The 11,694-nt window shown below is 67.6% G+C and carries 8 protein-coding genes; 7 read left to right on the top strand and 1 reads right to left on the bottom strand.

Annotated features, from left to right (window positions below; all coding sequences use genetic code 11):
• Positions 1-16: 16 nt before the first annotated feature.
• Genes AC56DV_RS31765 through AC56DV_RS31755 form a run of 3 tightly spaced genes read left to right on the top strand, consistent with a single transcriptional unit; the run spans position 17 to position 4,665 of the window.
• On the top strand, positions 17-2,740 hold the full coding sequence (locus tag AC56DV_RS31765; RefSeq protein WP_496318184.1) for a polysaccharide deacetylase family protein: 2,724 nt from the start codon (positions 17-19) through the stop codon (positions 2,738-2,740).
• On the top strand, positions 2,737-3,402 hold the full coding sequence (locus tag AC56DV_RS31760; protein ID WP_496318183.1) for an HAD family hydrolase: 666 nt from the start codon (positions 2,737-2,739) through the stop codon (positions 3,400-3,402). The genes AC56DV_RS31765 and AC56DV_RS31760 overlap by 4 nt, the downstream gene beginning before the upstream one ends.
• A gap of 3 nt (positions 3,403-3,405) precedes the next feature.
• Positions 3,406-4,665, top strand: coding sequence for a glycosyltransferase (locus AC56DV_RS31755; RefSeq protein ID WP_496318182.1), 1,260 nt, complete (start codon positions 3,406-3,408; stop codon positions 4,663-4,665).
• Positions 4,666-5,041: 376 nt separating this feature from the next.
• On the opposite strand, the gene AC56DV_RS31750 is transcribed toward AC56DV_RS31755, so the two are convergent.
• Complete coding sequence (locus AC56DV_RS31750) at positions 5,042-6,112, bottom strand: flavodoxin family protein (protein ID WP_496318181.1); 1,071 nt, start codon at positions 6,110-6,112, stop codon at positions 5,042-5,044.
• A gap of 294 nt (positions 6,113-6,406) precedes the next feature.
• Between AC56DV_RS31750 and AC56DV_RS31745 the strand changes: the two genes are divergently transcribed.
• The 4 genes from AC56DV_RS31745 to AC56DV_RS31730 all read left to right on the top strand — a co-directional run bounded on the left by AC56DV_RS31745 (position 6,407) and on the right by AC56DV_RS31730 (position 11,678).
• Complete coding sequence (locus AC56DV_RS31745) at positions 6,407-7,804, top strand: class I SAM-dependent methyltransferase (protein ID WP_496318180.1); 1,398 nt, start codon at positions 6,407-6,409, stop codon at positions 7,802-7,804.
• On the top strand, positions 7,801-9,150 hold the full coding sequence (locus AC56DV_RS31740) for a sensor histidine kinase (RefSeq protein WP_496318179.1): 1,350 nt from the start codon (positions 7,801-7,803) through the stop codon (positions 9,148-9,150). The genes AC56DV_RS31745 and AC56DV_RS31740 overlap by 4 nt, the downstream gene beginning before the upstream one ends.
• Positions 9,151-9,183: 33 nt before the next feature.
• Positions 9,184-10,173 (top strand): response regulator, encoded by a 990-nt coding sequence (locus AC56DV_RS31735; RefSeq protein WP_496318178.1) that lies wholly within the window; start codon positions 9,184-9,186, stop codon positions 10,171-10,173.
• Between the two features lie 116 nt (positions 10,174-10,289).
• Positions 10,290-11,678 (top strand): GAF domain-containing sensor histidine kinase, encoded by a 1,389-nt coding sequence (locus AC56DV_RS31730; RefSeq protein WP_496318177.1) that lies wholly within the window; start codon positions 10,290-10,292, stop codon positions 11,676-11,678.
• Positions 11,679-11,694: the final 16 nt, after the last annotated feature.

Below are 11,694 nucleotides of genomic sequence, written 5' to 3'. Positions count from 1 at the left end.
AAAACAGAGCCCCTGAGTGATTTCCAAGCCCGTCCTGCTGGCCGCCGTTGCGGCCGTCGCCCTGTCCGCCGCCGGCGCAGGCTACTACTACACGCACCGCGCCGCACCCGAAGCCGCCGCCGGGGCCGCCGCCGTTCCCGGCCCGGCCGGCGCTGCTGGCGCAGCCGGGCCGGCCCAGGCTGCCCAGGCCATCGCCGGCCAGCTCAAGGATGTGCTGGCGGCCTACCGCAAGACCATCGTGCTGCTGGCGGATGAGCGGTCGCTCAGCGAAGCGGAAAAGGCCCGCGCCAACCAGGTGGGGCAGGGACTGTTCCATGACAACCAGCTGCGCATCGGCCGCATCGACGAGGCCCTGGCCGCGCTGGCGGCCTCGCCGGACGCCGGCCGCTTCGCCGCCATGGGCGCACTGCTGGACTATATAGAAGCCGACGCCAGCCTGTACGACGCCGACCGCCTGGCCTTCCGCGAGCTGCTGCAAGCGCTGCGCGGCTACGTGGCCAAGGACGGTTCGCTGCCGGCCATCAAGCTGCACAAGCGCATTTCGGAAGACCTGGACGCGCTGGCCGAGATCGAGCGCAATTACGACCAGGAGATCCGGCAGATCTTCGGCCGCTTCGAAACGCGCGGCATCGAACTCAAGCGCGAACGGTGGGACGATTACGTGGCGCACTTGAAGAAGCTGTATACCCGCGAGCAGATTTTGAAGGAGTACGGCGTGGTGATGCCGTATCCGCAGCCGCCCGCCGGCGCTGCCGGTGCTGCCGCCGCCAAGCCGGAGGACGGCGAAATCTTCGGCAAGTCGCTGCCGAAGAAGACCGTGGTGCTGACCTTTGACGACGGCCCGCACAAGCGCTACACCGAGGAAATCGCCGCCATCCTGAAGCAGTACGGCGTGCCGGCCGTGTTCTTCGAGGTGGGCCGCAACATCGGCAGCGTGGACGCGGCGCAGCAGGCCAGGCTGAACGGCGGCGCCGAAGTGAGCCGCAAGCTGAAGGCGGCCGGCTATACGCTGGCCAACCACAGCTACAGCCACGCCCAGTTGTCCAAGGAAAGCGGCGACAAGCTGCAAGCGGAGATCCTGAACACCGACCTGCTGCTGAAGGCGGTGGACGCCGACCGCTCGCCGCTGTTCCGCTTCCCGTACGGCGCGCGCAACAGCGAGGGCATGGCCCTGCTGCAAAAGGCCAAGCTGCAATCGGTGATGTGGAATATCGATTCCCTGGACTGGGCCGACCCCGTGCCCAGCTCGATTGCCGGCCGTGTACTGCAGAGCGTGGAGAAGGAAGGGCGCGGCATCATCCTGTTCCACGACATCCACGAGCGCACCGTGAAGGCGCTGCCTGCCATCCTGGACCGGCTGGTGGCGGAAGGCTACCAGTTCGCGGGCTGGGACGGCACCACCTTCAAGGTGGCGCAGGGCGCGGCTGCGCCGGGGCCCGCCCCGGCGGCGCCGGTGTCCGCCGGCTATGGCAACTCCTGGGCCATCGTGATCGGCATCGACGACTACGCGAAGTGGCCCAAGCTGCAATACGCGGTGCGCGACGCGCAAGGCGTGCGGCAAACGCTGATCGACAAGTTCGGCTTCACCGCCGAGCGCGTGGTGACGCTGAAGAACGCCGAGGCCACGCGGGCCGGCATCCTGCGCGCCTTCCACGACCGGCTGGCGCACGGCGGCGTGCAGAAGAACGACCGCATCTTCGTGTTCTTCGCCGGCCACGGCGCCACGCGCAAGCTCAGCTCGGGGCGCGACCTGGGCTACATCGTGCCGGCCGACGCGGATCCGAACCAGCTGGCCACCGATGCGATTCCGATGACCGAAATCCAGAACATCGCCGAGAGCCTGAGCGCCAAGCACGTGCTGTTCGTGATGGACGCCTGCTACAGCGGCCTGGGGCTGACGCGCGGCGGCTCGTCGTCCTCCTTCCTGCGCGACAACGCCAAGCGCATCGGCCGCCAGATGCTGACGGCCGGCGGCGGCGACCAGCTGGTGGCGGACGGCGGCCCGAACGGCCACTCGGTGTTCACCTGGACCTTGCTGCAGGGGCTGGGCGGCAAGGCCGACCTCAATGGCGACGGGCTGATCACGGCGACCGAGCTGGCGGCCTATGTGGCGCCGGCGGTGGCGGGCGTGTCGAGCCAGACCCCGGCGTTCGGCAGCCTGCCGGGTTCCGAGGGCGGCGATTTCGTGTTCGAGCTGCCGGCCGAGACCGAGTTCCTGGGCGCCGGCACGGCGCAGCTGTCGAACGACGCCATCGCGCTGAACTCCAAGCTCGATTCCAAGCTGGACCCGAAAGCCGACGCGGCGCCGGTGGCCGTCACCATCAAGGATTTGCAGGGCAAGGAGCAGGCCATCACGCCGCCGCCGGCGGTGCCGGTGTCCGCGCGGCAGATGGCGCAGCGTGCCAACGACCGGGGCTTGCAGCTGTATAAGGAGAAGCAGTACGCGGCGGCCGAGGCGCAGTTCACCGAGGCGCTCAAGCTGCGCGCGGACTTCGCGCTGGCGGCCAACAACCTGGGCTTCGTGTTCTACAAGCAGGAGCGCTATCCCGAGGCGGCGCGCTGGTTCGAGAACACCATCAAGATGGACCCGTCGCGCGCCATCGCCTACCTGAACCTGGGCGACGCCACGGCGCGCGCCGGCGACGGCAAGCGCGCGCAGGGCGCTTACAAGACCTATCTGGAACTGGCGCCGAACGGCAGCGGCGCGGCGTACGCGCGGCAGCAGCTGGAAAAACTGTGAAGCGTATCGAAGGCATCCTGTGGGACAACGACGGCGTGCTGGTGGACACGGAACGGCTGTTCTTCCAGTCCAACCGCGAGCTGTTCCTGCCGTTCGGCGTCGATTTGTCCGAGCTGGACTTCTTCAACTGGTACCTGGCCGATAACTGCGGCGCGTGGCACTTGCTGGAGCACCTGGGCATGGGCGAGGAACGCATCGCCCAGCTGCGCGAAGGGCGCAACCGGCGCTACTCGGAACTGCTGCTGGGTGCGGCCGTGGAGCCCATCGCCGGGGTGGCCGAGCTGCTGTCCGAGCTGGCGCCACGGCTGCCGATGGGCGTGGTGACCAGCTCCATGGGCAGCCATTTCGAGCTGATCCACTCCAGGCTGGACCTGCTGCGCCACTTCCGCTTCGTGCTGACGGCGGAGCACTATGCCAACAGCAAGCCGTCGCCCGAACCGTACCTGCTGGGGCTGGAGAGGCTGGGACTGGCGGCGGACCAGTGCGTGGTGGTGGAGGATTCGCCGCGCGGCCTGCAGGCGGCCACCGCTGCGGGCATGCGCTGCATCGTGCTGCGCAACGCGCTGACGCGGCACTACGATTTCCCCGGGGCCTGGCGCATCGCCGACGATATGGCTGGGCTGCGGGCCGAGCTGGCGGCGCTGGCCGGCGAGGAGCACTGAGCCATGGCGCGCTTTCACCTGTGCTGGGAACTGGGCGGCGGCCTGGGCCACGCCGGCCGGCTGAAGGTGCTGGCCGAGGCCTTGCTGGCGCGCGGCCACGAGGTCAGCATCAGCCTGCGCGACCTGGCGCAGGCGCATGGCCTGTTCAGCGGCCTGTGCGGCGCTTCGGCGGGCGCGCCTTCATTGTGCGTACCGCCGCTGCAAGCGCCGGTCTGGCTGCACCGCACCGAGGGCATGCCGCCGAACCATGCCAGCCATGCAGAGATCCTGCTGACCGCGGGCTATCTGCAGGCCGGGCCGCTGGCGGGCATGGTGGCCGGCTGGCGCGCCATGTTCGGCCTGCTGCGTCCCGACGTGGTGGTGGCCGACTACGCGCCCACCGCCATCCTCGCCGCGCGCAGCATGGGTTTGCGCAGCGCGTTGGTCGGCTCGGCGTTCGCCATGCCGCCGCCCGGGCGCGCCTTGCCCTGCCTGAGAGAGTGGGAAAACATGGCGCCGCAACGGCTGGCCAATGCCGAAGCGCGCGTGCTGCAAACTGCCAACGCCGTGCTGGCGCACCATCACGCAGCGCCGCTGAACTGGGCCGTCGACCTGCTGCTGGGCGACGCTCCGCTGCTGACCACATGGCCCGAGCTTGACCAGTTCAACCGCGCCGATGCTCCTGCCGCATCCACTGCCTCTGCTCCCTGCACCGAATGGTACGGTCCGGCGTTCCTGGCGGCCAGCGGCGAGCCGCCGGTATGGCCGCCGGGCGCGGGCCCGAAAGTGTTCGCCTATCTGAAAACCGGCCATGCGGACCATGCGGCAGCGCTGGCTGCGCTGGCGCAGGAAGGCTGCCGGGTGCTGTGCTATTTGCCGGAGGTCGCCGGCGGCAAGGCGCCGCCGGTCACCGCGCCCAACCTGGCTTTCGCGCGCGGGCCGGTTGCGCTGCAAGCCGCGCTGGCTGAAGCGCAGTTGTGCGTCACCCACTGCGGCGAAGCGACGCTGGCGCAAGCCATGCTTGCCGGGGTGCCGGTGCTGATGCTGCCCATGCAGCTTGAGCAGTTCCTCACCGCGCGCCGCATCGCAGCCGCCGGGATGGGCGTGAACGCCGCCATGCTGGGCAAGCCGCTCGACTGGCGCGCGCTGGTGCGCCACATGCTGTCCACGTCCGGCTACGCTGCCGCCACGCAAGCGTTCGCGGCGCGCACGCAAGGCTACAAGGTGGAAGAGATGGCCGCGCAAGTAGCCATGGCGTTGGAGCGGCAGGCTGCAGGGAGCTGAGCGTGCTATTCAGTATAGATTGGTAAGCTTGGCCAGTATGCCGACGACGGCCACCAGATTCGTGCATAGCACGCCGAACATCCAGCGCAGGCGGGTACGCATCTCCCGCATTTGCTTCGGACGAACGTCTCCAGCTCGGTGACGCGCCGGTCGATGCGGGCGAAGCCATCTTCCATGCGCCGCTCGAGCGACTGCAGCGTGACAATAACGTATTCCATTTGGACCTCGAGACGGACAATCCGTGCTTCATGTCCACCTTCGGGAGGACGATCAGTGTTGTCAAGCGGAACCTGGTTCATGCTGGACGCCTGGAGAGGTTAATTCTCTCACTGTCGCCCAAGATGGCGGCGCCGCCTTGCGCAAGCGCAAAATCGTGTCACTTGGGACGGGGCGGAACCAGGCCGGTGTCCGGCCGCACCGGGTCGCCGGCCCGCAGGCGGCCGATGCAGGCGGCGAGCGCGCGTGCCACCACGCGCACCTCTTCCTGGAACTTGTCCTCGCGGTCCAGCACCTCGTGGCTTTCGGCATACGATTCGTAATAGCCCAGGTACCGGTCGAGCTCGGCCTGGCCGCCCGCGCTCACCAGTCCCATCCAGCTCAGCCAGTCCGACAGGTTGCGGCGCAGGCTTTCCACGCCCGCCACGTCGCCATGCACCACCAGCCCGTAGGCGCGCCCGGCCAGGTGCTTGGGGTAGCCCCAGCCAGCCAGCTCCAGCGCCTTCGCTTCCGCCGCCTTCTTGCCGTGCGTGCTGGTGGGGTCCGGGTTGCCGCCGTCGGCGCAGACCAGGCGGTCTATCATCAGCTTGAGCGGGCTGGGCGCCTGGTACCAGTACACCGGCGTGAGGATGATGACGCCGTGCGCCGCCACCCATTTCTCGTAGATCTCCGCCATCCAGTCATTGGTCTGCCGCTCAGCGTGGTTGGGGTAGCAGCTGCACGGCCAGTGGCACAGCGGCATGGCGGTCGAGACGCAGCCTTTGCAGGGATGGATGTGCAGGTCGTAACTGGAGGTCAGCAGGCTCAGGTCCAGCACATCGCTTTCGATGTGCTGGCCGGCCAGCGTGTCGCGCGCCAGCTGCGCCATGCGCCAGGTCTTGGACGCTTCGCCCGGACAGGTGCCGTCGTTGCGCGCCGACCCGATGATGAGCAGCGCGCGCGACGGCGAAGCCGGGTCCTTCTGCCTGCGCTCGGCGGCGCGCAGGCGCTCGCGCGTGGCCACCCATTCGGCCGACAGCTCGTACTCGGGATCGGCATAGCCTTCGCCGGCCGCTTGCGTGACGGGCGCCTTGCGGCCCGCGTGGTAGTTGTTCCAGGCCACTTCCTCCACCTGGTCCAGCGCCCCGCGCACGGCGTCGAACGCCGGGTCGAGAAAAGAGCGCCGGAACTGCAGGTGGAACTCCCGCCGTTCCAGCGGTTTGGGCGCCTGGCCCTTGCGTATCTCTGTCATGCGGCCTCCGGTGGAAGACTCCAGCTTGCCACCGGGGCGCCAGGCGCTCTGTACGCTAACGTACGCTACCGCTGCGCCAGGTTGCGCGCCTCGCCGGCCGCCACGGCGAAGCCGCGCGCCTGTTCGCCAGCGCGCGCTGCAATTCGGCGATCGTTTTTGCTACAGAATGTGAAGCTGTTAGAGTGGAAATGTTGCGATTTTCGCCAAGCGCGGTGTACACTCGACAGCAAGTTGCAAGGGCGCAAGCACCGCCGCCATTCGTGGAAACCGCATAACCGAGGAGTGTGTTCCAACGTGTATTCACAAACGCAAATCGATCCGGTCGTGAGTTTTCAGAATGCGCAGGGCGAGACAGTCCGGGCCACCATCGTCAACCTGCAGCGCCGGTCGCTGGCGATGGAAGTGTACAACCCGTATTCCATCGTCCAGGCCAGCGAAGTGCTGAGCGAAGTGACGGTGCGCATCGGCGCCCGCTGCGGCTACGCGGGCAAGGCGGTGGTGGTGAGCATCGTCAACACCGGGCTCACCGCCGTGGTGTCGGTGACGCTGATCGACGAGTGGCGCGAGCTGGGTGTGTCGGGCATGTCGAGTGAGCTTGCGCCAGGTGCGGTGGGCCGCGAAGCGGGCCGCTTCGTGGCGGACTGGGACGAACGCTTCCGCATCCGGCGCGACTATCAGGTCGTCATCAACGAAACGCGCGCCTACCTGTCCGAGGTGGCGCGCTGGGTGGAGCAGGTGGACCTGTCCGCCGCGCTGCCCAGGGAACACGGCAAGCTGCGCGCCGACGTCTTCGCCGAACTGGCCGAACCGCTGGTTCTGCGCACCAAGCGCTACTTCGGCGACATCAACGCCGAAGCGGCCCGGGTGGAGGATGAAAGCGCCGCCTCCCACCGCGCCTTCGCGCAAGCGGCGCTGCATCCGCTGATCCTGCGCGCGCCCTTCGTGTTCCGCACCTATACCAAGCCGCTGGGCTACGCCGGCGACTACCACATGGTGAACCAGATCCTGGACGATCCGCGCCAGGGCCCGAGCACTTACTTCCAGATCGTCAACGCGGCCTTCCTGCAGACGGCGGTGGCGCTGGCGCACCGCAACCGCATCGGCATCCTCACCGCCTTCCTGAAGCGCATGGCCGATGCGGCGCGCGCGGCGGGGCGGCCGTTCCGCGTGCTGAACGTGGGCTGCGGCCCGGCGGCCGAGATCCAGCGCTTCCTGAAAGAGTACGACGAGCCGCACTGGCTCTCCTTCGAACTGGTGGACTTCAACGGCGAAACGCTGGAATGGACCAGCCAGCGCCTGGCCGCCATCAACCACGGCCTGGCGCGCCAGGTGACGGTGCGCTTCATGCAGGACTCGGTGCAGCAACTGCTCAAGCGGCGCGCGGAGGCCGAACCGGCGGGCGAGTTCGACGTGGTGTACTGCGCCGGCCTGTTCGACTACCTGTCGGACAAGGTTTGCGCCCGCATGATCGCGCATTTCGCGGCGCGCATGCGATCCGGCGGCCGCCTGCTGCTGACCAATGTCCACGCCAGCAACCCGGAACGGCCCGGCATGGAGCACCTGCTGGAATGGTATCTGATCCACCGCGACCAGCTGAAGATGCAGCAGCTGCTGCCGTTCGAAGCGCAGCAGCGCGAAATTTACCTGGACCCCACCGGCGTGAACGTGTTCGCGGAAGCCAGCATCCCATGACCGCGCCGGGCGGTAGCTACGCATCCGTACTGCGCGCCTACCGCCTGCGCTTCAGCCGGGGCGGCGCATTCACCGCGATTGCGCTGATCCTGCTGGGCAGCGGCCTCGATTTCAGCCTGTATCCCGGCCATCAGCTGGACTTCGCGCTGGCACGCCTGCTGACGGCGGCGGCGCTGTTCGGCGTGGTGCTGGCCATGCGCACCGGCTGGGGGGAGCGCAATGTGCAGTCGCTGACGTTTTGCTGGCTGCTGGCGCCGCAGCTCATGATCGCGTGGATGATCCAGCAGACCGAGGGCGCCAACTCCATCTATTACGCGGGCCTGAACCTGGCCGTGTTCGCGTCCGGCATCGCGCTGCCATTCAGCCTGTGGCAGAACCTGTCGCTGGGCGGGCTCACTTACCTGAGCTATTTCGTGGCTTGCTATCTGCATCCCAACGGGGTGCAATGGAACGGCGCCTTCGCCGTCAACTCCATTTTCCTGGTGTTCACCGCCATCGCCAGCGCGGTCTGCACCTTCTACAACGAGCAGGCGCGCTTCATGCTGTACCGCCTGAAAGCCGAACTGGCCGACAACAACGCCCAGCTGGAGGCCACCAACCGCGACCTGGCCGAGATCAAGGGCCAGATGCTGCAGCAGGAGAAGATGGCGGCGCTCGGCACCCTGGCCGCCGGCCTGCTGCACGAGGTGAACAACCCGGTCAACTACTGCATGATGGCGATCGACCTGGCCATTGAAGACCCGGCCGCGCGGGACAGCGAACTGGTGAGCGAATGCCTGGCCGACGCCAAGCGGGGCATGCAGCGCGTGCAGCACATCGTGTCCGACCTGAAAACCTTCGCCTACCGCAAGCAGGACGCGGACCATTACAGCGCGCGCTTCATGTTCGAGCGCGCGCTCGACTCGGCGGTGCGGCTGGTGAGCCACGAGACCAAGGGCATCAAGATCGGCCGCGCGCTGCGCGGCGACACCATGGTGCGCGGCGACGAGGCAGCCATCATCGGCGTGCTGATCAACCTGATCAGCAACGCCGCGCTGGCCATGCGCAAGCACGGCACCGCCGAACCGGCCATCGACATCGTGGCCGAGGCCGGCGGCGGCGGCGCCGCCGGCGAGCGCCTGACCGTCAGCGTGCGCGACAACGGCCCCGGCATCCGGCCCGAACACCTGGGCCGCGTATTCGAACCATTTTTCACCACCCGCGAAGTGGGCCAGGGCCTCGGCCTGGGCCTGAGCATCAGCTACAGCGTGGTGCAGCGCCACGGCGGCACCCTTGTGGCGGACAGCGCCGTCGGCTTGTGGACCCAGTTTACTTTCGACCTGCCATGTGCAGCCCATCCACCGTGACATGAAATTCCCGCGTTCAGAGAAGGAAAAAGCATGATCGACAACAGTAGGCCGGCTCCAGCCATCCTTTATATAGACGACGAAGTCACCGCCCTCAAATACTTCCAGCGCGCACTCGGCACGCTGGCGCCCATCCTCACGGCCGCCTCGGTGGAGGAAGGCAAGCGCTTGCTGGACCAGCACGCGGACAGCATCGCCGTGCTGGTGTCCGACCAGCGCATGCCCGGCGCCTATGGCAACGAGCTGCTGGTCTACGCCTGGGACAAGTACCCGCACATCATCCGTATCCTGACCACCGCCTACGCGGAACTGGAGCACACGGTGGAAGCCGTGAACCAGGGCCAGATCCACCGCTACATGCAAAAGCCGTGGGACATCGCCGCTCTGCGCATGGAGATGAAGCAGGCGCTGGAACTGGCGCGGCTGCGCAAGGAACACGCCCAGCTGCTGCGCGAAAAGCTGCTGGTGCGCCAGCAGCAGACGGTGGCCGCGCGCATCGGCACCATCTACACGCTGAGCGTCAGCATCGCCGGCCAGGTGTCCTATCTGCCTGTGGACGCCTACCTGTCGGCCGCGCTGCTGGCCGGCATGACGCCGCCCGAGCCGGACTGGCTGCTGATGGACTACGCCGACCTGACCGCCTCCGAAGCCTTCCGCAGCGCCGCCTTCGGCCTGGCCGTGCGCGAGCAGCTGGCCGGCATCGAGCAGCGCTATCCGCAAGCGGAACCGGCGCGCGCGCTGGAAATGCTGGCCGAAGTCTTCGGCGACAGCTGCGCCGTGCTGGGCGGCACCGGGGTGCTGTTCCAGCATGGCGCCGGGCTGGCCGAATTCCTCGAAACGCCGACCGGGGATGTGCCGTCGGCGCAACACGCGTTCTGGCTGGCGGCGCTGCTGTGGCTGGGGCGGCACGGCTGGTCGCTGCAAATCTGCCAGGGAGAGGGCGGCGCGGTGCAGGGCAAGCTGGCGCAAGCCGACTCCATGCTGACGCCGGCGCAGTTGGCGGCCTGGGTGGAGCAGTTTTAGCGCGGGGATGCGCAGTGGGCTGCAGCGGGCTGGTAACGGTCTGTTGACAGAGCTTGCTAGCGGAGAAGGGGCAGAGTATATTGATTCGGCAACATTCACTGTCGGAGGAACGGTCTGTGACCTTAACCGCTAGCGCAATTCCCGAAACCTTCCTGGCCAAGTGGCAGACCACCACCGACGTCATGGCCGGCATCTTCGACGTGCCCGCCGGCCTGATCATGCGCGTGCTGCCCGAGCAGATCGAGGTGCTGGTGTCCAGCCACAGCGAGGGCAACCCCTACGAGGCCGACGAAAAGGCCAACCTGAACACCGGCTTGTATTGCGAAACGGTGATGGCCACGCGCGGCCTGCTGCACGTGCCGGACGCGCTGGAGGACGAACACTGGCGCTGCAACCCGGACGTGGCGCTGAACATGATTTCCTATCTCGGCGTGCCGCTGCTGTGGCCCGACAACCAGGTGTTCGGCACCATCTGCGTGCTCGACAGCAAGAAGCGCAACTACCAGCACAAGTATGTCGAGCTGCTGTGGGAAATCAAGAAGAGCATCGAGCGCGACTTCGTGGTCAAGCAACAGCAGGAGCAGCTGGAAGCCAGCAATGCGGAGCTGCGCCACGCCGTGCGCCAGCAGGAAGCGTTCTCGCTCAAGCTGGCGCAGTCCAACCAGGACCTGCACGCCGCGCTGATGCGGCTGACCTCCCTGCAGGACGAACTGCTGCGCGCCGAGAAAATGGCGGCGCTGGGCGCGGTGGTGGCCGGCATCTCCCATGAATTGAACACGCCCATCGGCAATAGCCTGCTGGCCGCCAGCACGCTGCAGTCGCGCACCGCCGACTTTACGCAAGAGATGGCGCGCGGCCTCACGCGCAGCCGCATGCACGAATTCGTCGGCACGGTGGAGCAGGGCGCCGCCATCATGATGCGCAGCCTGGACCACGCGGCCCGGCTGGTGAGCAGCTTCAAGCAGGTGGCGGACGAGCAGGCGGCCGACGGCCGGCGGCGTTTCGACCTGGGCGATGCGGTGCGCAGCGCGCTGCAGGGCCTGGACGAAGCGATCACGGACAGCGGCCACCGCGTGCTGTGCACCATTGAGCGCGGCATCGAAATGGACAGCTACCCGGACCAGCTGGGGCAGGTGATGGCGCAGCTGATCGCCAACGCCGTGCAGCACGCCTTCCTGCCCGGCCTGGCCGGCACGGTCACCATTGCTGCTGAGCCGGACGGCGCCGGCCACGTGGCCATCACGGTGTCCGACGATGGCCTCGGCATTCCGCAGGACAATCTGGGCCGGGTGTTCGATCCCTTCTTCACCACCCGCATGGGCAAGGGCGGCAGCGGGCTGGGGCTGCACATCGTCTACAAACTGGTGACCACCACCTTGCACGGCAGCGTGGAAGCCAGCAGCGGCGACGGCCAGGGCGCGCGCTTCACGGTGACGCTGCCGCTGTCCGCGCCGGGCGCCATGCGCCAGCCCGATCGTGCGCCGCCGGCAGTGCCGATTTTGTAGTATCGGCGGTATCTGC

This window comes from Massilia sp. BGA-UO-ETr-WB1 (genome assembly GCF_059567845.1).
Note: the sequence above shows the minus strand (reverse complement) of the source record. Positions and strands in the feature narration are given on the sequence as shown.